At 36.5% G+C, this 25,845-nt stretch carries 19 protein-coding genes and 3 tRNA genes; 11 read left to right on the top strand and 11 right to left on the bottom strand.

What is annotated here, in order from left to right; all coding sequences use genetic code 11:
* Positions 1 to 5 precede the first annotated feature (5 nt).
* From lptC to K5X82_14555, 3 genes are all read left to right on the top strand, one after another.
* A complete protein-coding gene (gene lptC, locus K5X82_14565; GenBank protein QZT36468.1) occupies positions 6 to 596 on the top strand; it encodes an LPS export ABC transporter periplasmic protein LptC in 591 nt (196 codons plus the stop codon).
* A 23-nt stretch (positions 597 to 619) separates the two neighbouring features.
* The gene (locus K5X82_14560) at positions 620 to 1,891 is read left to right on the top strand and encodes a hemolysin family protein (GenBank protein ID QZT36467.1); all 1,272 of its coding nucleotides are present in this window, start codon (positions 620 to 622) and stop codon (positions 1,889 to 1,891) included.
* A gap of 158 nt (positions 1,892 to 2,049) precedes the next feature.
* A complete protein-coding gene (locus K5X82_14555; protein QZT36466.1) occupies positions 2,050 to 4,155 on the top strand; it encodes a SurA N-terminal domain-containing protein in 2,106 nt (701 codons plus the stop codon).
* A 250-nt stretch (positions 4,156 to 4,405) separates the two neighbouring features.
* Here K5X82_14555 and K5X82_14550 read toward each other — a convergent pair whose 3' ends face one another.
* Positions 4,406 to 5,407, bottom strand: coding sequence for a hypothetical protein (locus tag K5X82_14550; GenBank protein ID QZT36465.1), 1,002 nt, complete (start codon positions 5,405 to 5,407; stop codon positions 4,406 to 4,408).
* A 177-nt stretch (positions 5,408 to 5,584) separates the two neighbouring features.
* On the opposite strand from K5X82_14550, the gene K5X82_14545 reads away from it, so the two are divergent.
* The 4 genes from K5X82_14545 to K5X82_14530 all read left to right on the top strand — a co-directional run bounded on the left by K5X82_14545 (position 5,585) and on the right by K5X82_14530 (position 10,684).
* Positions 5,585 to 6,247, top strand: coding sequence for a PorT family protein (locus K5X82_14545; GenBank protein QZT36464.1), 663 nt, complete (start codon positions 5,585 to 5,587; stop codon positions 6,245 to 6,247).
* Positions 6,248 to 6,302: 55 nt separating this feature from the next.
* A complete protein-coding gene (locus K5X82_14540) occupies positions 6,303 to 7,952 on the top strand; it encodes an NAD+ synthase (protein QZT36463.1) in 1,650 nt (549 codons plus the stop codon).
* 214 nt (positions 7,953 to 8,166) lie between these two features.
* Positions 8,167 to 8,868 (top strand): Crp/Fnr family transcriptional regulator, encoded by a 702-nt coding sequence (locus K5X82_14535; GenBank protein QZT36462.1) that lies wholly within the window; start codon positions 8,167 to 8,169, stop codon positions 8,866 to 8,868.
* A gap of 157 nt (positions 8,869 to 9,025) precedes the next feature.
* Positions 9,026 to 10,684 (top strand): nucleoside kinase, encoded by a 1,659-nt coding sequence (locus K5X82_14530; GenBank protein ID QZT36461.1) that lies wholly within the window; start codon positions 9,026 to 9,028, stop codon positions 10,682 to 10,684.
* Positions 10,685 to 10,747: 63 nt separating this feature from the next.
* Here K5X82_14530 and K5X82_14525 read toward each other — a convergent pair whose 3' ends face one another.
* The 3 genes from K5X82_14525 to K5X82_14515 form a co-directional block, all read right to left on the bottom strand.
* A complete protein-coding gene (locus K5X82_14525) occupies positions 10,748 to 12,055 on the bottom strand; it encodes an MATE family efflux transporter (GenBank protein ID QZT36460.1) in 1,308 nt (435 codons plus the stop codon).
* A gap of 50 nt (positions 12,056 to 12,105) precedes the next feature.
* Positions 12,106 to 12,618, bottom strand: a complete 513-nt coding sequence (locus K5X82_14520) for a DUF6155 family protein (GenBank protein QZT36459.1) — start codon at positions 12,616 to 12,618, stop codon at positions 12,106 to 12,108.
* A 120-nt stretch (positions 12,619 to 12,738) separates the two neighbouring features.
* Positions 12,739 to 13,431, bottom strand: a complete 693-nt coding sequence (locus K5X82_14515; protein ID QZT36458.1) for a Bax inhibitor-1/YccA family protein — start codon at positions 13,429 to 13,431, stop codon at positions 12,739 to 12,741.
* Positions 13,432 to 13,722: 291 nt separating this feature from the next.
* Here K5X82_14515 and K5X82_14510 point away from each other — a divergent pair, with 291 nt between their 5' ends.
* Positions 13,723 to 14,439 carry a queuosine precursor transporter gene (locus tag K5X82_14510; GenBank protein ID QZT36457.1) on the top strand — a complete coding sequence of 239 codons (717 nt, stop codon included), beginning with the start codon at positions 13,723 to 13,725 and terminating at the stop codon, positions 14,437 to 14,439.
* A gap of 164 nt (positions 14,440 to 14,603) precedes the next feature.
* Here K5X82_14510 and K5X82_14505 read toward each other — a convergent pair whose 3' ends face one another.
* Genes K5X82_14505 through K5X82_14495 form a run of 3 tightly spaced genes read right to left on the bottom strand, consistent with a single transcriptional unit; the run spans position 14,604 to position 17,545 of the window.
* Positions 14,604 to 15,740 (bottom strand): cytochrome d ubiquinol oxidase subunit II, encoded by a 1,137-nt coding sequence (locus K5X82_14505; GenBank protein QZT36456.1) that lies wholly within the window; start codon positions 15,738 to 15,740, stop codon positions 14,604 to 14,606.
* A 21-nt stretch (positions 15,741 to 15,761) separates the two neighbouring features.
* Complete coding sequence (locus K5X82_14500) at positions 15,762 to 17,321, bottom strand: cytochrome ubiquinol oxidase subunit I (protein ID QZT36455.1); 1,560 nt, start codon at positions 17,319 to 17,321, stop codon at positions 15,762 to 15,764.
* Complete coding sequence (locus tag K5X82_14495) at positions 17,321 to 17,545, bottom strand: DUF4492 domain-containing protein (GenBank protein ID QZT36454.1); 225 nt, start codon at positions 17,543 to 17,545, stop codon at positions 17,321 to 17,323. The genes K5X82_14500 and K5X82_14495 overlap by 1 nt, the downstream gene beginning before the upstream one ends.
* Positions 17,546 to 17,952: 407 nt before the next feature.
* Here K5X82_14495 and K5X82_14490 point away from each other — a divergent pair, with 407 nt between their 5' ends.
* The gene (locus K5X82_14490; GenBank protein ID QZT36453.1) at positions 17,953 to 19,815 is read left to right on the top strand and encodes an endonuclease; all 1,863 of its coding nucleotides are present in this window, start codon (positions 17,953 to 17,955) and stop codon (positions 19,813 to 19,815) included.
* 106 nt (positions 19,816 to 19,921) lie between these two features.
* A complete protein-coding gene (locus K5X82_14485; GenBank protein ID QZT36452.1) occupies positions 19,922 to 20,515 on the top strand; it encodes a hypothetical protein in 594 nt (197 codons plus the stop codon).
* Between the two features lie 83 nt (positions 20,516 to 20,598).
* Here the strand turns inward: K5X82_14485 and K5X82_14480 are convergent, their stop codons facing one another.
* The 4 genes from K5X82_14480 to K5X82_14465 all read right to left on the bottom strand — a co-directional run bounded on the left by K5X82_14480 (position 20,599) and on the right by K5X82_14465 (position 23,434).
* Positions 20,599 to 22,875, bottom strand: a complete 2,277-nt coding sequence (locus K5X82_14480) for a family 20 glycosylhydrolase (GenBank protein ID QZT36451.1) — start codon at positions 22,873 to 22,875, stop codon at positions 20,599 to 20,601.
* A gap of 284 nt (positions 22,876 to 23,159) precedes the next feature.
* Positions 23,160 to 23,234: transfer RNA gene (locus K5X82_14475), tRNA-Val, on the bottom strand.
* A gap of 25 nt (positions 23,235 to 23,259) precedes the next feature.
* Positions 23,260 to 23,334 (bottom strand) — tRNA-Val (locus tag K5X82_14470).
* 22 nt (positions 23,335 to 23,356) lie between these two features.
* Positions 23,357 to 23,434, bottom strand: a tRNA-Val gene (locus tag K5X82_14465).
* A 997-nt stretch (positions 23,435 to 24,431) separates the two neighbouring features.
* Here K5X82_14465 and purB point away from each other — a divergent pair.
* Complete coding sequence (gene purB, locus K5X82_14460) at positions 24,432 to 25,781, top strand: adenylosuccinate lyase (protein ID QZT36450.1); 1,350 nt, start codon at positions 24,432 to 24,434, stop codon at positions 25,779 to 25,781.
* The last annotated feature ends 64 nt before the right edge of the window (positions 25,782 to 25,845 follow it).

Below are 25,845 nucleotides of genomic sequence, written 5' to 3'. Positions count from 1 at the left end.
ACCATATGTTGGTAATAAAAAAATATAGGAATATGGTGGCACTACTTACAGTAGTGTCCACTCTATTCCTTTTTTCATGTAAAAATACGGGAAGTGACCAAAATATACTTCCTGAATACAAGCACGTACCTATTTCGACAGCAGAGAACTTTGAGATGACTTTTACTGACTCAGCCAGAGTTACGATGCATTTCACAGCTCCAGTGCTAGTGGTTGATACCAAAGAGGTAGATGACGAAATAGAACAGTTTAAAGTTTGTCCCAAAGGTTTTATCGTAGAACGCTTCAACAATGACGGGGTTCAGGTTGGACATATTTCAGCCGATTACGGAAAACAAGAAGAGGCACTACATCGATTTGAAGCACGAGGAAATGTAATTGTCTCAAACGATAAAGGAGATACACTTAAAACCGAACATCTCATCTATCTTCAACAAGAGAAGAAGATCTATTCAGATGTATTTGTAAAAATCATTCAAAAAGATCGAATTATCACTGGTGACCGATTCGAATCAGATGAGAATTTTGAGAATAGAGTTCTGTATAACTCTAAGATACAAATGGATATTGATGATAATGATATCCAAAAGAAGTAAATATAAACCAATTTTATCTTAAGATGAGTAGTTTTGCCATTGTTATCATTACCATGGTTCTCTCTGCATTTTTTTCAGGCATGGAGATCGCATATTTGTCAGCTAACAAGTTAAGATTAGAAGTAGACAAAAATCGAAATGCGTTAAACTCACGTCTTTTAAACATCTATACCAAACATCCGAGTAGATATATTTCCACAATGTTGGTCGGAAATAATATAGCTTTAGTGATCTATGGTTTGGCTTTTTCAAAGATCTTAGAGCCACTCATATATGGTTACGTTACTTCATCTACAGCTGCACTTCTTTTTCAGACACTCTTTTCAACACTCCTTATATTAGTTTTTGCGGAATTTCTTCCCAAAGCACTGTTTCGTGTTAACCCGAACTTAGCCATCAATATTTTTTCTATCCCAGTTGCGATGTTCTATGTTCTCTTCTACCCTATCACATCACTAACACAGGCATTTACAAAGGTGGTCATGAAACTCTTTTCAAGAGGAAATAATGTCATCAATGATCAAGAGAAGCAAATTTTTGGAAGAGTCGATTTAGACAACCTTTTGAATGAACATAAGCTTGAAGACCTAGAACATATACCAGAGAATGAGATCAAACTATTCAAGAATGCCCTTGATTTCTCAAAAGTCAAATTAAGAGAGTGTATCGTGCCTCGTCCAGAGATACATGCCTTGGAGATTGATAGTACTATTTCCGAAATGAAACAGATGCTGATTGAGACTGGATTTAGTAAGATATTGATCTTTGAAAATTCGATTGATCATATCGTTGGATACGTGCACTCTTCTGACCTTTTTAAACACCCTGATAGCATTAAAGATATATTGAGAACTATTGCCTTTGTTCCAGAAACGATGGAAGCGAGTAAGCTACTTTCTAAGTTTCTAAAACAGAATGAAAGTATCGCAGTAGTAGTGGATGAGTTTGGTGGTACTGCAGGAATAGTAACCAATGAAGATATCTTAGAAGAGATCTTTGGAGAGATTGAAGACGAGCATGACAGTGATGAGTATATCGCAAATAAAATAGACGAAAACACCTTTATACTCTCAGGGAGGCTAGAAATAGATGATCTGAATGAAAGGTTCCATCTTTCTCTACCAGAAAGCGAAAGTTACAAAACTATTGCTGGTTTAATTATCGATCGAAGTGAGCGTATTCCTAAGATGCAAGAGGTGATAAAAGATGGAGCATATCAATGGAAAATACTCAAAAGTACTCCTACACGGATCGAATTAGTTGAGTTGACAATAAAAGATATGAATGCAAACTAGGCACACATCTAAATATTTGTTAATTTTACATCCATAAGAACAAATTATTTGATCAACTCGATCGATATAGTCGCTTTATATTCACAACTATTTTACTATATTCGTAGCTCAATAGGAGTTATTTAAACTTGTAATTACAAATTCACAAATAAATATCGATGGCAACATTACAAAAGATTCGAGATAAGGGTGGCGTCTTCACAGCAGTTCTGATTGGAGGAGCTCTTCTAGCCTTTGTACTTGGAGGTCTACTAAAATCGGGAAGCTCATTTAGTCGTGATGAAGCGATGGAAGTAGCTGAAATCAATGGAAACTCTATTAAGCAACCTGAATATCAAAAGATAGTAGACGACTACACAGAAGTTTATAAGATGAGAGCAGGTGGTGCTTCAGTAGACGAACGTGTATCGCAACAAATTCGTGAGCAAGCATGGCAAGTGCTAGTTCGTAAATATGTTATGGAAGACATATACGAAGATCTAGACATTAATGTAAGCTCTGAAGAGTTACTGGATATGATCCAGGGAGAGAACATTCACCCAATGATCAAACAGTTGTTCGGAAACCCACAGACTGGAGAAGTTAACAGAACTGCAATAGTTCAGTTTTTACAGTCTCTTGAAACAACCGCTTCAGCACAACAGAAGATGTATTGGAACTTCCTAGAAGATCAAATGATCAAAGACAGAGAGTTTTCTAAGTACAGTAGCCTTATCAACAAAGGACTTTTTGTAACAAAACAAGAAGCACAATTGGATCTTGCAGAGCGTAACAATCAATTTAACATCGATTATGTTGTGAAAAGCTTTAGTTCTGTAAGTGATAGCTTGGTAAAGGTAAGCGATGCTGATCTAAAAGCATACTACAACAACCATAAAGACAACTATTCTCATGATGAAAATGCTACGATCAAATATGTTGTATTTAATGTAGCACCGTCACAAGATGATGACCTTCAGACAAAACAGTGGATGGAAGATCGTAAAGAGGAGTTTACTACTACAGCAAACTTAACTTCTTTCATGCGATTGAATTCAGATGTTGCTTATGCTGACAGTTATGTAAAACCTTCAGAAGTGGCTGCAAACCTTAAAGAGTTTGTTCAAGACGGAAAAGAAGGAACAGTATATGGTCCTTATCAAGAAGGTAACAGCTGGAAGATGGCTAAAATTGTTGACTTCAAAGAGATGCCTGATTCTGTTAACGCAAGACATATTCTTCTTTCAGTACGTAACCAAGCTGATATGGTGAAAAACCAACACCTAATCGACAGCTTGAAGAGTGCTATCGAAACGAAAAAGACAACATTTGCTGCTGCTGCGAAAACTTATTCACAAGATCCAGGTTCGGCCGTTAAAGGTGGTGACTTAGGGTGGTTCAAAAGAGGTCAGATGGTTCCTCAATTTGAGGCTGCTGCATTCTCTGGAAACAAAGAGCTTCAAATTGTACAATCACAGTTTGGATTCCACTTGATTGAAGTAATTAAGAGTGGTAAAAAAGCTGAGAATGTAAATGTTGCTATTCTTGTTCGTAATATTGAGCCTAGTACTCGTACTTATCGTAATGTATACGACAAAGCATCACAATTTGTAGCTGAAGCGTCTAATGAGAAGTCATTTGATAAGCAAGCTGAAGCGATGAAAGTTGCTCCACGTATTGCAACGCTTTCAACAACTCAACAAGATATAGCTGGTATTCCTCATTCAAGATCAATTATTCGTTCGGCATTCCAAGCTAAAGACAGAAACAAATTGATTCTTGACAGTAAAGATGCTGCTATTTTCGAATGTGATGACAACTTTGTTGTGGCACTACTATCTGCAAAGCAAGAAAAAGGAAACTCTACTTTTGAAGCAGTTAGAACACAAGTGAAGATGGCTGTAGAAAAAGAGAAAAAAGGAGAATATATTGCAACAAAGATGAAAGGTTCTGAACTTGCATCTATTGCATCAGCAAACGACCTTACAGTGAAGAATGCTGACAACCTTAACTTCTCATCATATGCAATTCCAGGCGCAGGTATCGAACCAGCTGTTATTGGAGCTGCAGCATCATGCAAACTAAACCAAGTTTCAGCTCCTGTAGTTGGAAACAATGGTGTATATGTAGTGAAAGTTACAAAGAAAGAGAAAGGAACAGACAACAACGTGGATGCTGCTCAAAAGCGTCTAGCAAGTGAAGTTTCTTATCGCGCAGCTTTCCAAGCATACAATGATTTAAGAGAAACCGCAGATGTGAAAGATTTTAGAATTAAGTTCTACTAGTCGATCTCATCACAAGATATTAAAAGGGCTAAACCATTAAGGTTTAGCCCTTTTTTCATGTCGTCAACCACACTAAATGGAAGTATCATTTGTTAGGTTATCCAACTCATCATCATTCACTAATGCTATATGGAGAGTGTAAATCACATATTGCTTCGTTTATTTTCATACAATAGGATTAAATATGCTCTGTTAAAACCAAATATATTGAATTGCATACGCTATAATAACAAGCTATAATAGCGACTGTTTAACGAGGTGAATAGCTTGACTCATTTAATATTTCAGAGGAGTTCGTTCTTCCTAATAGTTCCTCTAAAGATAAATTCTTATGATTCTTCATGTAGGATTGAATGATTTTGTATCCAATCCATCGACCGCATTGACCTGGTGATTTAGGGGTAAAAAAGTTAGTAAATGGAGCAGGACCAACCATTTTGCGAATCAATAGCGGATCACTTTTAAATAGTAATTTCTGGTCCACCAAGTAATTCCACATCCCGATTTCACTATTTTGGCACCACTCCCACTGTTGTTTTGTAAATCCTATTGGATAATAAAGTTCTTGGTCAGGAAATAGGTAGCTTAATGCATATAGGATTTGTCCTTCATAAATTATATGATCTATAAGTTTACGTTTCTTTATCGAAAGCGGATACTGTATTCGCAACCATAGTTCCATCACATCGATAGCAACCCTTTCTGGCTTCATTTGCTTTCGCTTATAGCTTGGAATCCCTAACATCTCATAGTACTTACAGTTTGCACCTAAATACTTATCTAAACTCACCCCTATTTGTGTTTGATTATAGACAAGACTATGGTTGAAACCAGAAACTAGAGTGTAGATCTGAGGCAACGGTTTAGCAGGGAAATAATGGTTAAAATAACGAAATGAAGTAAAGTAGTCATTGTCATTTTTTTTATTGAACAGAGAGTCCACCGAATGATATGCTTTCGAAACAACCGAATCAGATAGGAATTGTTGGCATATATTGATAAAATCAGGACTTTTAAGATCATTCACACCCAACACCTGTGTTGCAAAAAACTGAGCTGCTTCATCATCCTCTTGAACAAAAGCATTTAAATTCTGTATACTTCTATTTTGTGGAGAAAGAATCTTTTCAATATGGACCACTTGTTCCACCGTTTTGGCTCCTTTGGTGGAAACATCTCGATTTTCCGTTGCACAAGAGAGGCAAAGTGTAGACAGAAACAGAGGCAATAGATAAAAACTCCTAATATTCATAACAATAGATATTAAAAACAACAATAAATAGATCGTGATGCTACTACTTTTTGTAGAATCCTCCAACAAAAATGAGAATCTTTTAGTAAATTAAAAACCAACTTTAAAACTATTAAAGTACTTTTGAAGTTACAATTATGATGACTTTAAAAAGATAATACTACAAAAACCTATGTTATGATTAAAAAACTTGTAATCACTTCTGCTTTTTTGTGTTTAGGAATCGTTAGTACTTTTGCACAACAGAAATTTAGATTCTCATTTGTTGCTTCACCTCAAATAGGATGGATGAAATCAAGCGACAGTACAGTGGATGAATCGAAAGCAAGATTTGGCTTTAGTTTTGGTATCGAAAGCGATATCTTTTTAGAACCAGAGCATCGCTATTCGATTGTTACAGGTGTACTTCTATCTTCGATGGGCACAAAACAGAGTTATACGGAAGATAAGACGATTCAAGGTGTTGTCGTTTCTAAAGGAGAAGAGGTAAAACTCGGATACAAATACTTAGAGATCCCTCTGGCAATTAAACTACGATCGAGCCAACGTCACAGATCAATCTTTTACGCACAATTTGGACTCACCAACTGGCTCAACATTGGGAGTAGTGTTAACACAAAAGATAAGACACTCAATGGAAAGAATATCAAAGACGATCTATCTTTCTACAACCTAGGATATAATGTCGGGGGAGGCTTCGAATATGACTTAGGTGGAAAGAATGCACTGAATATTGGTATAATATATCAGAATGGTTTTACAGACACCACCACAAAAGATGCTTTCATAACAGATGCATCACTGCGAAATGTCAGATTGAACTTAGCCTTTATATTTTAGATTTGTTGCCAATAGTCGAAGAACGATAAAATCATAAATAATAAACAGACCGAGGATGAAGATAGCATTAGCACAGCTTAATTACCATGTCGGTAATTTTGAACAGAACACAGAAAAGATCCTCCATCACATAGAGAAGGCCAAGAGAGAGAATGCAGATGTAGTAGTATTTTCTGAACTAGCCGTTTGTGGATACTACCCTCAAGATCTTTTAGAGAAAGAACGATTTGTTAACAGTTGTATTGAATCTGTTAATAAGATTGCGGAGCATGCACACGACATCACTGTTATGGTTGGTGCACCATCGATTAATAAGACATCAAAAGGGAAGCGTCTTTTTAACTCTGCCTATATTCTTCAAGATGGAAAAGTTTTAGATATCATCCATAAAACACTGTTACCCACATACGATATCTTTGATGAATATAGACATTTTGAGCCAAACAAAACGTTCCGTTTGGTTGAGATAGGTGGAAAAAAGATTGCTATCACTATATGTGAGGATATATGGGATGAACAAAGTTCGGATAACAATTTTGCTCAAAAGAAGCTCTACACTGTTTCGCCAATGGAGGAGCTAAGTAGACTTAATCCAGATATTGCAATCAACCTATCGGCATCTCCTTATTCTCATGACAAAGAGACCAAGAGGAAGAAAACAATACAACAGCATGCATCGAAATATAGACTACCATTTATATATGTTAGTCAAGTAGGAGCCCAATCAGAGATTCTTTTTGATGGTGGGTCTGTTTATGCACTCCCTGATGGATCAATTCAGAATGAATTGGCTTATTTCAAGGAAGATTTTGCTGTTATTGATACAGCAGCAAAGAGCAAACCATCGATTCAACCATTCAAAGACAATATTGGTAAAATCCACGATGCATTGGTTGTTGGAATCAAAGACTACTTCCATAAGTCAGGGTTTAGATCTGCGACGCTAGGACTTTCGGGAGGGATAGACTCTGCTGTTACCGTTGTTTTAGCCGTAGAAGCGCTAGGAGCAGAAAATGTAAGGGTATTGCTTATGCCATCTAAATACTCTTCAGATCACTCTGTAAAGGACGCTGAGGAGCTTGCAAAGAATCTTGGTATTCAATATGACTTAGTTCCAATTGTCGATGCAGTAACTGCTTTTGAAGGAAGTTTATCTAATGTGTTTGCAGGATTAAAAGAGGACGTTACAGAAGAGAATATTCAAGCCCGAATACGAGGAACTTTAATGATGGCCATCTCCAATAAATTTGGAAATATCCTACTGAACACCTCCAACAAAAGTGAAGCAGCCGTTGGGTATGGCACACTTTACGGAGATATGAACGGTGGTCTTTCTGTACTTGGTGATGTCTATAAAACAGATGTATTCAAACTAGCTCACTATATCAACAGAAATGAAGAGATCATTCCTGTGAATACCATTGTAAAACCTCCATCGGCTGAGTTAAGACCCGATCAACAAGACAGTGATTCACTACCTGATTATGATCTACTCGACAGCATTCTTTATCTCTATATTGAAAAGACCATGTCAAACGATCAGATTGTTTCACATGGATACCCAAGAGATGTAGTAGAGAGGATTGTTGGGATGGTAGATAGAAACGAATATAAACGTTTCCAATGTCCACCTATAATTAGAGTCTCATCGAAGGCTTTTGGAGGTGGTCGTAAAATGCCAATCGTTGCAAAATATCAGAACTGATAGTTAAGGATATAAAATTATTCAAGAGAGAGGTGAAAAGCTTCTCTCTTCTATTTTGTAAGCCCAAGTAAACAATCGAGAATAAAAACAGTTCACAAGACGCACTTTTTTTTTCAAATTTATTGTATATTCGGTCACATAAATAATTCTAAATAATTTTATATCAGGATTATTTCATTAACTTTGATGCTGTATAACATAAACAGAGTGGAGTATGTTTAATTCAAATTTCGATCTAGAGGGTCACTTTGAAGAGAGAGAAAGCATATTTACAGTTTTGTCGCCAGAAGAACTTAAAGAATTAGAAAAAGCGAGACAAGTAATTCGTTGTCGTCGTAATGAGATAATTTATAAGGAAGGCGACACTCCAACGGGTATGGTTTATCTTCATGAAGGAAAGGTAAAGATCTACAAAGAAGGTGTCGGAGGACGAGAACAGATTATCCGCATGGTAAAATCTAGAGGTTTAGTAGGTTTTAGATCATTACTAGCTGGTGAAAATCATATATCGTCTGCTGTTGCGTTAGAAGAGAGTGTGATCCACTGTGTACCAGAGGATTTTCTTTTCAACACGTTATTGAAAAATAATAACTTCTCTTTGCGTCTTTTGCAGAATCTAGCTCAAGAGTTAGGGTTCTCCAATAAACGAACTATAAGTTTGACCCAGAAGCATATTCGAGGTAGACTGGCCGAAAGTTTACTTCTTCTTAGAGACAAATATGACTTTGAAAACGACAATGCGACGTTGAAGGTCTATCTATCACGAGAAGATATCGCCAACTTATCGAATATGACTACATCTAATGCCATTCGAACGTTATCCACTTTTGCGAACGAAAAGGTGATTGCCATTGATGGCCGTAAGATTCGCCTTCTCGATATTGAAGCTTTAGAAAAGATATCAATGCTTGGCTAAAAAGATAACCACCACCGTAGATTGTCTATCTCTACGGTGATGGTTACATTTTTGAGGCCCACTTCCATAAACTACTCACCCTATCTCTTTTAAATACCCCTTTTTTTCTTTAAATTACCTAGCAAGTAGTTCGTAGGGTACATTTAAACGTAAAAATATGGAGATTCAAATATATTGCAATAATACAGGCATTCGAAGAAACTATCCATTAGGTGTAACTTTAAAAGAGATCGCGGAGGATCAAGATGTCCAGATAGATAGTGATCTTCTTGGAGCGATGGTCAATAACAGATGTAAATCATTAGATTATCCTGTCGTAAAACCCAAAACCATCGCTTTCTTTGGGTATGAACATCCTGAAGGTAGACGAATGTATGCCAAATCTCTATCTTTCTTATTGTGGGTGGCGGGATTACACTGCTTTCCCGAACACGAATTATCCATACGTAATTCAGTATCTGGAGGCTACTTCTGTAAATTTACCAATCCAGATACTTTGCCATTAAACTTTCTAGAGATACTACTCAGTGAGATGCATCGTCTTGTAGAAGAGAACATCCCTTTTCACCGTTATTTATATCCTATCGACGAGTGTGCAGACATCTTAACAAAAGAGGGGCTAATGGCCAAGAGACGACTGTTTCAAGAGTATGGTAATCTATATGCTCCCCTAAATGAGTTTAATGGACACCATAACTTCTTTTACAATCACCTGGTTCCCAATAGTAACAATCTTAAGAGTTTCGATCTAGAGCCTTACGCGGATGGTTTTATACTACGACTCCCAACAAAAACAAATCATGGAGAGTTAGAACCGATTCACAACCAGCAGAAGTTGTTTCAAACTATAAGATATCATAGAGATTGGGCAAGCACGCTTAATGCACGTAACTTATCTCAACTTAATGACTGTAAATACAGAGAGTGGGATCGCGACTTAATCAAGATCGCGGAAGCTTTCCATGAAAAGGAGATTGCAAGGATTGCCGATAAGATCATACAGAGTAGAGATGAGATAAAGATCGTTCTTATTGCTGGACCTTCTTGCTCTGGAAAAACAACTTTTAGCAAGAGATTAAGTATCCAACTCTCGGTATTGGGATGTACACCAAAACAACTCTCGTTAGATGACTATTTTGTAGATAGAGTCGACACACCTCTTGACGAAGATGGTAATTATGATTTCGAAGCTTTCGAAGCCGTAGACCACACCTTTCTTAACAGTCAATTGAAGGCACTTTTTGAAGGAGATGAGGTAAACCGTTATCGTTTTGATTTCACGAGTGGAACAAGAGTTAAGACCGATGATCTAATGCATCTAGGCAAGCAAGACATATTGATTATTGAGGGGATCCATGCCTTGAACCCAAAGCTAATAAATCAAGTGGCTCCAGAGCATATCTATAAGATATTTATATCTGCACTTACCCCAATATCACTCGACGAACACAATTATATCCCTTCAACTGACAATCGCTTAATACGTAGAATTGTTCGCGACAGTAAATTTCGCAATTATAGTGCTGCGGAAACCATTCAAAGGTGGCCTAGTGTTCGCAAAGGAGAAGAGAAACACATTTTTCCTTATCAAGAAGAGGCAGATGTGATGTTTAACTCGGCTTTAATATATGAATTAAGTGTTCTCAAACCATACCTTGTCTATCGACTAAGGGGAGTAAAAGAGAAGGCACCAGAGTATGCTGAGGCAAAACGACTACTCAACTTCATATCCTATTTTAGGAGCTTTAATGCTACAGAGATCCCTCCCACCTCGATCTTAAGAGAGTTTCTTGGAGGAAGTAGTTTTGAATATTAATTATCAATACAGAAGGCAACCAAAATAACTATTGGTTGCCTTCTATATGACATAGAATTAAAATCATATGGCATCTATCTTACGGAAGATCTCTTTTTTGGCAAGAACTGTTTGGAAGAAGCCTCGCCCAAACATAAAAGCAACCATCGCAAGCCATAAAGCATGGTTCCCAAGATAAGGTTTAAAAATAAACCACATTGGGAAAAATAGCACTAGAGTGGCCAATATCATCGTATTTCTCATACCTTTTGATGAAGTAACACCAATATATATCGCATCCCATATATAAGCGGGAAAACTCAGTATAGGAACAAGGATTACCCACCACATATATTGGTTTGCAACCTCAATGACCTCCCTATTGTTTGTCAATAATCGTAATATTGTCTCCCCTGCAAAAGCATATACAACAGTAAATAACCCCGCGAGTCCTACCCCCCATACAAATAGTAGTTTTAATAAATTTCGAAAAGATGATTTGTCTCTTGCACCATAGTAGTTGGCAGAGAGAGACTCACCTGCGTAAGCGAAACCATCCATAAAGAAGGAGAAGAACATCATAAATTGAAGTAGAAGTGTGTTGGCTGCAAGTATTTGATTATCTACTCCTGCCGACTTCGAGGTGAAGAAAGTAAACACCAAAATAATACACAGCGTACGAATAAATATATCTCTATTTAGCGTAAAGAACTTCTTCAGGTCATCGACATTCAAATAGTAACGTAAATTATGCCATGAAATCCTGTCAGGAAAAGCACGATATATCATCACTCCTGTGACAGTAAAACCGACAAATTGAGAAATAACCGTAGCGAGTGCGACACCATCAGAGGTCATCTTTAACACCAAAACAAAAAAGGAGTTAAGAAGAATATTCACAATATTCACCAAGATAGCAACCATCATCGGAATCTTTGCATTCTTCATACCCACCAACCAACCATTTAGGGCATACAAGCCTAGTGTTGCTGGGGCTGCCCATATACGTATACGGAAATAGACTTTTGCAGACTCTTTTACGGCATCACTTCCCTCTAAAATACCAAAGCTCATCCATTCAATTGGAGATTGTAGTAGAATTAGTGACAAGGCAATAATTAAAGAGACCAAGAGAGATTGGTAGAACAGGTGATTTACCTTCCATTTATCTCCTGCACCGTAAGCCTGTCCTGTTAATCCACTGGTTCCCATTCGAAGGAAATTAAAAGCCCAATAGATGAAATTAAACAGAACACCTCCAAGGGAGATCGCACCAATATATATATCAGAATCCAAGTGTCCCATCAATGCTAAGTCCACTAACGATAATAGAGGAACAGTGATATTACTGATGATGTTGGGGATAGCCAACCTTAATATTTTCTTATTCATATGATTTATGTCGAGATAGAATTTCACCTCAAATATGTATGACGCAAATGTTATAGATACAGATCTAGCACTTTATCAAAACTAGATTTATTTGGCCAATCTTTCTTCCACACTTCATCCACTACCTTTTCCATCTTTTTGAGATAAACACCATCAAAACCTTCTTTGAATATCAAGCTCACGGTCTCTTCAAAACTCTTGTAGATACTTTGATGAAAATTTGCCTTACGAATATTACGACTCCTAGGAAAACTGACGGCTAGATCGATATAGTAAAAAGCAAAATCAAACTGGTTATCCACAGACACCCCTAATGTAACCAACTGTTTCATATACTTCTTAAAAGTTGTTGGTCTCATTTTGGGTCTACGTGACCTTGGAGGATAAAACTCCTTTGTAACTGCCACTTTAGCCTCCTCTAAGAGCTTTTCTTCATTTGGATTAAAGTAGAACTTATAGAACTCTTTGATGTCCTTAAAACGCTCATAAAGGTCCATTATCTGCTCTTTCAATTGGTTCTCATCTAAAGTCTCCAAATGCTTTTTTAATTCTCTCTTACTCATACAGTTTTATTTTATCATAAGACAAAATAAATCCTTCTAGCCCGAAGACTAGAAGGACATATCTATATTTTTCATTCATCGGTTGCACCCATAACAATTTGAAATGACAGCCCATGATGGTTAATTTCTTCTACCGAAGAAACGTAGAAGGAAAAGGAACAGGTTGATGAAATCTAAATACAGAGTTAATGCACCTAGGATAGCCACCTTATTTCCTGACTCTTCGTCATGTGCCATTACCGAATGCATCTTCTTAATTTTCTGTGTATCATAAGCCGTTAAACCTGTAAATAAGATCACTCCAGCATAACTGATAATCCAATACAAAGCCTCACTATTCAGAAATATATTTACCACCGATGCAATAATAATACCGATCAAAGCCATAAATGCAATGTTCCCAATCGAAGACAAATCTTTCTTGGTTACCATGCCATACACACTCATAATACCAAACATTACTGCTGTAATTAAGAATGTATAGTATATCGATGCCGAAGTGTAAGCTAAGAATATAATACCCATGGTCACCCCATTTAAAGCCGAATACAAAAAGAACAGCAACTTCGCTGTTTGTGACGAGATCCTATCGATACGAGATGAGATATAATACACCAAAGCAAACTCAGCTATAATAAAAGGAAATATACCATATCCACTACTAAATACCATATTGATAATTGTAGCCGAAGAGGCACTATAATACGCGACACCTGCAGTTATCAACAAAGCTGAAAACATCCAAGCGTATACTTTCTGCATAAAAGCGGACTGAACCTCTGAGGCATCCCGCTGCATCCATCTATTTTCCATAATTCTATTCTCTAATTTTAATTTGTTGGTCTGATTAGATTCCACAAAAATAACAAAAACAATTGATACAATCTCCAAACGAATTGTTATCGATCTAATAATAGAGTAGTCAAAAATCGTGCCTATGCTAAATTGACAGTCTATTTATTCAAAAGAGTAAGAAAATAAAAAAAGATTTGACAACTTTACACCGTAATAATTATCTCCTCAGTAGAAACTTCCGCTTGAATTAGTCACACAGAACTAAACATAGCCCAAAACGGACCTAAGGAGCTATAATCTAAATGAAAGATGAATAATGCTATAATGTGGTTAGTGATGTTACTAGCCAATTTTATTTTAATCGTTCTTGCCTATAAAATATTCGGTAGAAGAGGACTACTTGTATGGATACCGATCTCTACGATCATCGCCAACATTCAAGTAATGCAAACGGTACACCTATTTGGAATGGTCGCAACTTTAGGGAACATTGTTTATGCCTCCTCCTTTTTAGTTACGGATATCCTCTCCGAGAACTATGGAAAAAGAGATGCCAATCAAGCAGTATGGATAGGTTTCTTCAGCCTTATCTCCATGGTGATACTGATGAATTTAGCACTCCTATTCACCCCCTTGACTGGAGATACCATGTCTGAAAAGACACACGAGTCTCTGTCTATGATATTTAAACTCATGCCTCGTATTGCCATTGCGAGCCTGATATCTTACATCATATCACAAAGACATGATGTATGGGCATTCCATTTCTGGAGAAGATATTTTCCCAAGGATAATCAGTTGTGGATACGCAACAACCTCTCAACAATGGTATCACAACTAATAGATAGTGGATTTTTTACCGTTGCAGCATTCTATGGTGTCTTCTCTAACAATGACCTATTACAGATTTTTATATCAACCTATGTACTCAAATGGGTCGTTGCAGCGGCAGACACCCCATTTGTATATCTAGCAAGACGCATTAAGAAGAAGAACAGTTTCATTTATGATGAAACACTGAGATAAAAAAAGCGGGTCCTTAAACCCGCTTTTTTATTTATTCATCTGTAAAAGTATCTTCATACCTCACAGCTATAATCTTTATTATCTGATAGGCCACCGTAATTACCACTGGAACTGACAGCAACCATAATATTGAACTTGTATACATGATCAACACATTTAATTCGTTAGTAAATATGAGTATCTCCGTGCTCAGAAACCTCAGCCTCTGTAATATCTTTCTTATTTATTGCTCTCCAAGCATAGAAAATATAAGCGACTACAAAAGGAACAATTAAAGAGACCCAGCTCATTACAGTTAAGGTATACTCCGAAGAACAGCTACTTTGAATACTCAACGACGATTGCATATCTACATTTGATGGATAATAACATGTATTATTATATCCAGCTAATATAAAAAGTGCAAATACCGTCAAAACGGTTCCTACTCCAGAGAACCAAATCGCCTTCTGCTTCTCTGGAAATCGAATCGATTTAATAATCCCCCAAAGCACCAGTACCACTCCAACCAATAATGCCACAGTGTTTATTGGCATCTCCAGTAAGTTTAACAAATACTTATTTGGTACAATAGAGACAACCCCGGCAGCATCATAAGCTCTTCCATCAATAAAAAGAATCGAGATTAAAAATGTCAAAAAGAACAGTAAGAACAGTGCGGAGTTAACGACAATAGCTTTTCTATATCTAGAGATAAAACCATCATAACTAATACTATTCATGAAATAGTGTAATGCCAATACTCGAGCTAAGAACACCACTGCCAATCCTAATGACACATTAATGTAGTTAAATACAGCCTCCAAACCACGCATAGGATGTTCCCATGAAGAGAAGTTCATCTCATCCAATTTAAAATTAGCTCCGGTGAAGAATGTTCCAACCACGACACCAATCAATAGTGGGGCCAATGCGCCATTGATAAACAAAAAAACCTCAAACGTACGACTACCTAAGAAGTTATTTGGTCGTTTACGAAACTCATACGATACCGCTTGGATAATAAAGCAAAATAGTAGCGCCATCCATGCCCAATAAGCACCTCCAAAACTTGTAGAGTAGAACAATGGGAACGATGCAAAAAAGGCTCCACCAAAAGTAACTAATGTTGTAAAGGTAAACTCCCACTTTCGACCTAATGCATTAATCAACAAAGTCTTCTCAGTCTCATTTTTTGCAAAAGAGAAGATCATCGACTGACCACCTTGAACAAAAAGCAAGAAAACCAATAGACTCGCCAACAAAGAGATGATGGCCCACCAATAATGTTGTAAAAAACTATACGATAAGAATCCTAACATAATCTATAAATATTATACAGCCTACTGCTTAGGGCCAATTTTAATTTGCTTAACCATAATCATTATCTCTGCAATCAGCAAGAATGTAAACACTATTGCAAAAAGACAGAATGTCACCACCACTGCACTCGAATCAATATTCGTTACAGCTGCAATGGTAGGCATTAGGTCTTGAATCACCCAAGGTTGACGTCCCACTTCTGCAACAACCCAACCAGCCTCTCCTGCAACATACACCAAAGGCAATGAAAGAAGCGACAAATAGTAAAACCATTTATGCTTCGTTATTTGTCCTTTTAATGAAAGGAACAGTGCCAAACCAAATAGTACAATAAAGAAACTACCTAAAGCAACCATAATATGGAAACTATAGAATACCAACGGTACGTTAGGAATAATGTCTTCTGGGTTTTTAAAATAACCGTATCCAAAATATTTAAAGTAATTCTCCTGAAAAGACTTACTCATAAATTTATCTCTTAATACCGCTGCCTCCTCAGTCTTCTTCGAGCGCTTCGCCTTCTTATACTCTTTCAGTGTAAGAATTGCCTCACGACCTCTCTCTATCTTTTCCGTTGTCGATAGCATACCTCTTTCAGGAACACCATCTAAAATATCATATACGCCAGGAACATAAGCATTGGCATCATGAAAAGCCAACATAGAACCCCCTTTTGGAATCTCTAGCTTAAAAGCAAACTTATCAGCATCACGTGTAGAGTGATCCTTGACCTTATCGTTAGATAGAACTCCTAAAGCAATCAGAGGAGCACCTTCTTGCCCACGATACAACCCTTCCATTGCAGCAAACTTCATCGGCTGGTGTTTCGCAACCATCTGGCCCGATCCATCACCAGTTGCAGCTAAAAATAGAGAACTGATCAATCCAAAGATACTAGCAACTAAGATACTTCGCTTCGCAAAACCAATCTCTCTTTTTCTCAACAAGAACCAACATGAAATACCTAAAATAAAGATGCTTCCTGTAACCAATCCTGAACCGATAGTGTGAACAACTTTATTGGCAGCCATTGGACTCAAAGCCACATCCCAAAAATTAACCATCTCATTTCGTGCGGTGTCTGGATTAAATTGCATTCCTACAGGATTCTGCATCCATGCGTTAGCAATTAATATCCATAATGCAGAAAGGTTAGCACCAATCGCTGTCAACCAAGTTGCGGCTAAGTGATACCCCTTACTTACTTTGTTCCATCCAAAGAACATCACTGCAATAAAAGTGGACTCCATGAAGAAAGCCAACATACCTTCAATAGCCAACGGAGCACCAAAAATATCTCCAACAAACCAAGAATAGTTGGACCAGTTCGTTCCAAACTCAAACTCTAAGATGATACCTGTAGATACCCCAATAGCAAAGTTTATACCGAACAACTTCATCCAAAATATAGTTGCTTTCTTCCATTTCTCATTGCCTGTCTTATAGTAAATCGTTTCCATTATAGCCAAAAGAAACGTAATACCAAGAGTTAATGGAACAAACAGCCAGTGATACATAGCTGTAAGTGCAAACTGGGCTCTCGACCAGTCTACTGTCGATAAGTCTAAAGTCTCAATCATTATTTATTATCTGTTTGAATGTTTGTCAAATTATCAATTACATGAGAGCTTCGCTCCTGATCAGTAGTAAACTCTGTATTTAATTTATTGGGGAAGAAAAATAACTTCAACACAAAAAACATTACAAACAACTTCACAAGAATTACCGCCCATGCCTGTTTTCCCCAAGTCATAGATTTAAATCCTTGATAATAAAATTGAAAAACTCGTTTAAATATATTCATGTGTTTCATTTTAAATTCACTCTTATTCCGTGAAAATACAAACTTATTTCAATAAAAGAATATAAGATGCTTTTTTCTTATACTATATAATATTCACTATCATAAAAGCACCTTGACCACAACCAATACTAATAACTGAACACCAATGCTTTATATATGTTCAAGCATGACATAATGTTTTTAAATATAATCACAAAACACAATTTATACTGTTTAAAAATAGCACTCAAATTAACCCCATAACCGATTCCAAATGACGAAAGTCACATGATAAAAAATAGAAGGTGATTACATTTGTTCCCCTTTATTAATAATTTAACCTTATTTAATTAATACACACAATATATTACAGTCAAATACAACAACTAACTTTGACTGTAGTTACAAATCCTTAAAAACTATTTCATATGATTAGGACCTTTACTTTATTTATTTCATTATTAGTCGCATCACTATCCTTTGGTCAGATTCCTGCAGGATACTATAAAACGGCAGACGGTAAAAGTGGACAAGAATTAAAACTGGCACTTCATAACATCATCAAAACCCATAAGGATAATGGATATGGTGGACTTCTGACATATTATCCTGAGACCGATGCACGTACAGACGATCCGAGCAAAGTCTTGGATATGTATTCAGACATTCCAAACGGAAAACCTAAATATCTGTACTCTTTTAATCAATCTGGAGCCTCTGCAAAAAATGAGGGCGAAGGATATAATAGAGAACACATCGTACCCCAAAGTTGGTTCGGGAAAAAATCTCCTATGAGAAATGACTTCTTCCATGTATATCCAACAGACATCAAAGTAAACAACCTTAGAGGAAGTTATCCACATGGAGATGTAAAGAATGCAACAACAACAACAACGAACGGTTCAAAAATTGGTACATGTGCAGATGAAGGATACACTGGAATCGTTTTTGAACCTATTGATGAGTACAAAGGTGATATTGCACGTAGTTATCTATATATGTCTACCTGCTACAATGACAAAATTTCTAGTTGGAATGCAAAAGGAGGTTCAGTACTAACGGGAAAAGAGTTCCCTTCGTTTAAACCATGGTTTATTAAAGTCCTTCTAAAATGGAACAAACAAGACCCTGTCAGCAAGCGCGAGATAGACAGAAATAACAATGTTTATAAGGTTCAAGAAAACCGTAATCCATTTATTGACCATCCGGAATATGTTGAGATGATATGGACAACAGATGAGCCATATTTCACCACAACGACAACCGAGCCTCAATCATTCAAAACGGGTAAAATCACAATCCACACAGAGTTTGAATGTCCTAACGGCGTCAAGTCAATGAAACTATACTGGGGATCTACAAAAGATGATCTTTCGAATGTAGAAGTTATCACCAAGAATGATCAAAATAACTATCCTCTTAATGTAGATGCAAAATTGAAAGAGGTATTCTTTAAAATCGAATTAGTAGATAATAAAGATAAAAAAACTACCAGTACAGTGAATAGTATTAAGAACAGTGACCTATTACCTCTTTCATTATTTAATGAAGAGTTCAATGGTAGTACTACCATGACACTGTACAAAAATACAAATTCAAAAACACCATACATCTACAAAAATACAGTTCTTGCCTTTAATGCCCATAGAGGTCCTGAACCAGCGGACCTATGGTACATATCTAAAGAGATAGACATCAGCAATGTTATGAACTTTAACATTACAACTGATCTATGGACCAAATATGCAGACGGTGGAAATTCACAGCCATTTAAGATTCTTTATTCATATGACTACAACGAGGGCAATCCATCAGAAAATGGCACATGGATAGAGCTAAATCTTGACTATCCTTCAGCGAATTCTAATACTTGGAAAAGAGATATCCAATCAGGTAATATACCATCAAATGATCATACTAAACTGTTCATTGCAATACACTATGTTACCTCTGGAACAGGCAATGGTGAAACATCATGGTGGCAAATTGACCGTTTAGAAGTCACTGGAGAGACAAACAAAACAACAGATGTTAATGATCTCACATTAGCAAGTAAGGTCTATATTCATCCAAACCCAGCAGCAGAGTTTATTCAGATACAGAATAATACCCAAGATACTCAATTCACAAAACTTGAGATATACAATATCATGGGGATGGTTGTAAAACAACGAGCATTACAAATTCAAGATCAAAAAATAGACCTTAATACACTTAACGCAGGAGTATATATAGTGAAATTATATACATCCAGCGGGAAAATAACTGTAAAGAAGTTTATTAAGAGATAAAAACAACCTTACAATTAAATAATTCACTTGGGACCCTACAATGGGTCCCTTTTTTTTTCTACTTTGCACTTATCCCCCTATATTATAATTTAAATAAATATCACAGATGAAAAAAATTACATTTCTATTGGCATGTCTATGCATCGGACTCTTTTCTTGTAATAAAAAAGAGACATTTATTATCACACACAACCAGATTGGGCAAGTAACACTACAAACAACCCACGAACAACTAGTAAAACTTTATGGGGATAAAAGTTTAAAAGAGACGATGGACGAAGGCACAGGAGCTCTGGGCACAGAAGTTCTATTTAAAAATGCCAATAACAACATCCATATCACTTGGCAGACATCAAAAAAAGTAAAACCTGTCATTATCAAAACAGATAACAAAAATTCAGAATGGAAAACCAAAGATGGAATTCATATCGGCACAACATTAAGTGAAGTAGAGAAGATCAATGGTGCGTCATTCAAAATAATGGGCTACGAAATCGACAGGGACTTAGCAGGAACAGTCACTGATTGGGGGAAAGGGACTTTAAACGATGCTAAAATTGGATTCCAATTTGAACTTACAAAAGAAGTTGGAAATGACTACATGAAACTAATTGGAGATAAAGGTATCTCAACAAACAATGAGATCCTAAAAAAAGCGGAGCCTGTAGTTCAATCCATTTTTATTGTACAACAACAGTAGCCAATCATTTCAAACAACAGTAGATCAAAAAAAATGCCTGTATTGAGTCAATACAGGCATTTTTTTTGATCTATTGTATTCAACTACTCAATGACTATTTCGTCAAGATATAACCATGCATAGCGATCCGAAAACTTGTGCCAAGAAGGATTATTCCGTCTGTTTTCACCAATAATACGAATATAACGGATTTTCATTCCTCCGGGGAAACAGTCCACACTCTGAACAAACTCTTTATGTCCATTAGCAGGATAAATTTCATGAAAAATATTCTTAAATGAGATCCCATCTTCTGATACAAGATATTTAACCGATTTCGGTTCAAATACTGACTTATTCGGACGAACCAACCAATCGGTATTGATACGAAAAACCTCTACTCGCTTACCCAAATCTAGAGTTACATCCATATTCTCCATCTCCATTGTTTGGAAATCATTTCGAATACCATCCACTAACACATCAGGTCGGAAAATCCCTTGGTCACTTGAATACATATAACGAAATGACGTTTTTGCCATCAACCCCTTGTGTTCCTGTAATCGTTTTCCATACACCTTGGCTCTTGTACCATCTTTATAAAAAGAGCAAGCTTTTATTAACATCTTTCCTCTTATCGGTATTGGTTTAGAGTAGAGTGTCGATTCAACCGTTGGCTCTTTTCCATCTTGAGTATAGCGTATCTGTGTATCTGCATCGTTAGATAAAGTAAGCGCAAACTTCCCATTCGGCTGTTGTTTCGTACGAAACTCAACTTTATGAGCAAGATGTCCATATCGTAAATTATTTCTTTTCAAGTAGGGTATCAAAAGCTTCTGCCTAGAGTTAAAATCATTCCAATCTTTATCACCATAACCACTCCATCCACTCTCTGCAATAGCAAACAGTCGAGGAAATAGACGATAACTAACAATATCAATATCAGGAGACGTATTTGTCCACAACAGAGCCGCTACTCCTTTTATATATTTTGCAGCGACCTTATTCTTTTTCTCATCAAAATTAGGAGCAAATTCATACACCTCTCTCAGAGTTAACAATCCTCTTTTTGCTTTGGAGTAGCCATCCAGAGTCTGCGATATCTTTAATGAATATTTTCTTTGAGGACATATTATTATTGGATGTTTATGTAGAATATTCTGCTTTCCAGCACCTGTACTCTGCCACACCATTGCCATTGAATTAGGGTTGGAAGAGTACCTATAAATCTTATTCCAGCCAACTAATTTCTTCCCATGTTTATATATGACCTCCTCAATATCCGACATAAAATGATCCTGAAGTTCATCTGTTGATTTAAAACCGTGCTCCTTCATATGATCATGACACCCTTCACACAACTGTTCATAAGGTGCCGACATATAACCACCACCAACATGAACAAAAGGAGAATCAAACACATGTCCAAGTTCAGTAATTACAGTGTCCCAAAACTTTAACACTTCAGGATTACCCATACAGGCTGGATAACTCTTTTTTACATCCTTATCTTTAAGACCATCATAATTAACACAAGACAAATATGGATAAGCACTAGCTGCAGCCTTCATATGGTTAGATACCTCTACCTGAGGAATGATCTCAATATTCAATTTCTTTGCAAAACGAACTAAATCTCTTAACTCAGATTGTTTATAATAACCACCATACTTCTTCCCATCATCTTTATTTATACCATATTTTTGATTCGACGGATAACCAACAGATGGTCTCCATGCTGCAACCTTTGTAAGCTCAGGATAAGATTTAATTTCGATACGCCATCCTGCATTATCTGACAACTCCAATACAAGCTTATTCATCTTTATATGCGACATCACTTTAATGATGCGTTTAAGATCTTCTATGGAATAAAAATGGCGACATACATCTAGATCAAGACACCTATATTCAAATGTTGGAGTGTCTGCAATATTAACACAAGGGATAGTTACCTGACTGCTGTCCCTTTTTTCCATCAATTGAGACAACGTTTGGAAGCCGTATAAAATACCTTCCTTTTTATTTGCCTCTATCACGATGCCCGAACTAGTCACCTGGAGGTGATAGCCTTCGTTATTTAAACGGCTATCTTTAATCAACCGAACCTTAATATTAGGGTTCTCCTTACTTCTTTTAACAGTTACTCCTGTTGCTTCATGAAGTAATTCTCCTCCTGTTTTAGCAACTTGCCTCAGAAGTGCAGTATTGGTTGCCAGCCTTAATTCACTAGGGACAACATAAAATCCATCTCCCATATCTGCAGATGCGACTTTGGGAAGAACATTCAATTCTATCTTCTCTTTTTTGACATCCTGACACCCTACTAGTAGGGCTGAAAATAGAAAAAGAAAACTTAATTTAAAGGAAGAACTCATCATAAGTCAATAACATGTTAATTATCAATAGCGAATATAAATATTTTCGAAGACTATATATAACATTTAAATAATTATTGTTAACAACTGAGTAACAACAACTACCACAAAACACACATTCAAACCGCTGTATTTCTGCTATTTAAATACATTATTGCATTAATTAACATTTGTAGTAATATCGAATAATAAAACACAATAGTAGATTATTTATAGCATATACCAGACATCGAATATGAATAAAACAAAAAAGCCACCTCATAAAATGAAGTGGCTTTTTCTTAATGTGGGAAATGCTGGATTCGAACCAGCGACCCTCTGCTTGTAAGGCAGATGCTCTAAACCAACTGAGCTAATCTCCCGAATGGATATCAATACGTTTTTTCGTGGGAAATGCTGGATTCGAACCAGCGACCCTCTGCTTGTAAGGCAGATGCTCTAAACCAACTGAGCTAATCTCCCGAATGGATATCAATGTGTTCAATGGTGGGAAATGCTGGATTCGAACCAGCGACCCTCTGCTTGTAAGGCAGATGCTCTAAACCAACTGAGCTAATCTCCCATTTGTTCACAATTGCGGTGCAAATATAGGTCAATTTCTATTTGTTGCAAACATTTTAACCAATCTTTTTTCATCTTTACCACTACGCACAAGTCCCTACAACCTCGACTACATTCATAATCTTAAGGTTATAGCTTGAATCGTTTAAAATCTTTTTTCACAAAGTTCTGCTCATTTTAAAACATTCTAGAAGAAACCACGTCTTCTTTATGGTTTGGCAACATTTCAATAGATGTAAGGCATGCAAAAAAAAATCAACATAATAAAAACACATGTCAAACATCAAACCCTTCTAATATCGCAAACTACAGGGGGGGATATAATAGGATATCTACAAACTTTTGAGACAATCTCATAATCTTGAAAATAAAAAATGACCACACTTCACACTACTTCTTTTTCCTCATCAATAAATAAACAACACCATTCAAAACAGCCCCAACACTATAGCAAACAAGGGGCAAACAGGGGGTAAACTTACCCTTAAGTTACCCTTAACTTACCCTTCCCTTACCAAAACAGGGCAAAAAGGTAAGGAAACCGTAACGTAATCGTAATTTATACGTGTTTTTATGATAGTGTAGTTTCATGGTTATCTCCCTCCTAATCCACTATAGAATCGAGTAAATAATGAACGAATACACTATCGCTTCATCATGTGATAAAACGGTGATAATATTCAACATTAGACAAGATTGCAAGGCACTATTTTAGATAACTGAATTTATTGTAAACATATAGTCTATTGGCAAACATTTTTATGAATATCGTTTAGGTAAGACATATATTATTTCACAAATAATTAAACTAACAACAGTTCAAACACAACAACCTAACTTACAACATAGTAAATAATCAATCTTTCACATAAGTTATTTGAACCAAACTATAAAACATTGGTTTAAGCAGGAAGGATGTGGTGTTGGCGTTTTTACAACAAATATCTTGCAACAATTTACTACTTTTGTAAATATTCAAAACATCTGAAATAAAGGTCATGGAACTGAATAATCTTACAGCCATATCTCCTGTAGACGGAAGATATCGAGGCAAAGTTGCTTCACTTGGAGAGTACTTCTCAGAATATGCATTGATTAAATATCGTGTGTTTGTTGAAATCGAATATTTTATCGCACTATGCGAACTTCCATTACCACAATTGGAGGGATTCGACAAATCGAAATATGATGCCATTCGTGATATATATAAAAACTTCACAGAGAAGGATGCGCTTCGTATCAAAGAGATAGAGTCAGTTACGAACCACGATGTAAAAGCGGTAGAGTATTTCATCAAAGAGAGATTCGATGCGCTTCAGATTGGGGACGATAAAGAGTTTATCCATTTTGGATTAACATCACAAGATATAAACAACACCTCTGTTCCTTGCTCTATAAAAGATGCTATTCAAGAGGTTTATCTTCCGATGTTAGAAGAGTTAATTGAGAAATTAACACAACTAGCAGAAGAGTGGAAGCAGATTCCAATGTTGGCTAAAACACATGGTCAACCAGCTTCTCCTACCCGATTAGGGAAAGAGATACTTGTTTTTGTAGAGCGTTTGCTTGTACAGTTAGAGCTTCTTAAAGCCATTCCATGTTATGCAAAATTTGGTGGCGCCACAGGTAATTTCAATGCACATATTGTTGCCTACCCAGAGATTAATTGGGTTGAGTTTGCAAACAATTTTGTGAACGATCACCTAAAGCTAGAGAGATCTCAGTTGACAACACAAATTGCACACTATGACAACTATAGTGCTACATTTGACAACATGAAACGTATCAATACGATCATTTTGGATTTGAATCGTGATATGTGGACCTATATCTCGATGGGATACTTCAAGCAGAAGATCAAAGCGGGAGAAGTAGGATCGTCAGCCATGCCACATAAAGTGAATCCTATCGATTTTGAGAATTCTGAAGGAAATGTGGGAATAGCCAATGCAATGTTTGAACATCTTTCAGCAAAACTTCCTGTTTCACGTCTACAACGTGATTTAACAGATTCAACTGTTTTAAGAAATATTGGAGTTCCTTTTGCTCACACAGTTATCTCTATTAAGTCGACATTGAAAGGACTTGATAAACTTCTTCTGAACAACGATGAGTTAGAGAAGGATCTTGATGACAATTGGGCTGTGGTAGCAGAAGCCATTCAAACGATACTTCGTCGTGAGGCCTATCCTAATCCTTATGAGAAGCTTAAAGAGTTAACTCGTACCAACAAGAAGATGAATCAAGAAGTGATTCATGACTTTATCGACACATTAGATGTTAATGAGGACATTAAAGAGGAGCTTAAAGCCATTACACCACACAACTATACTGGTGTAATGTTCTAGATAGAACAATTGGTTCATAATAATAATATCATGACAAACAAGCATATACGATGACTCCATCCTT

The organism is Prolixibacteraceae bacterium (assembly GCA_019856515.1).
Taxonomy (GTDB): domain Bacteria; phylum Bacteroidota; class Bacteroidia; order Bacteroidales; family Prolixibacteraceae; genus Halosquirtibacter; species Halosquirtibacter xylanolyticus.
This window is presented reverse-complemented; position numbering and strand designations above follow the sequence as displayed.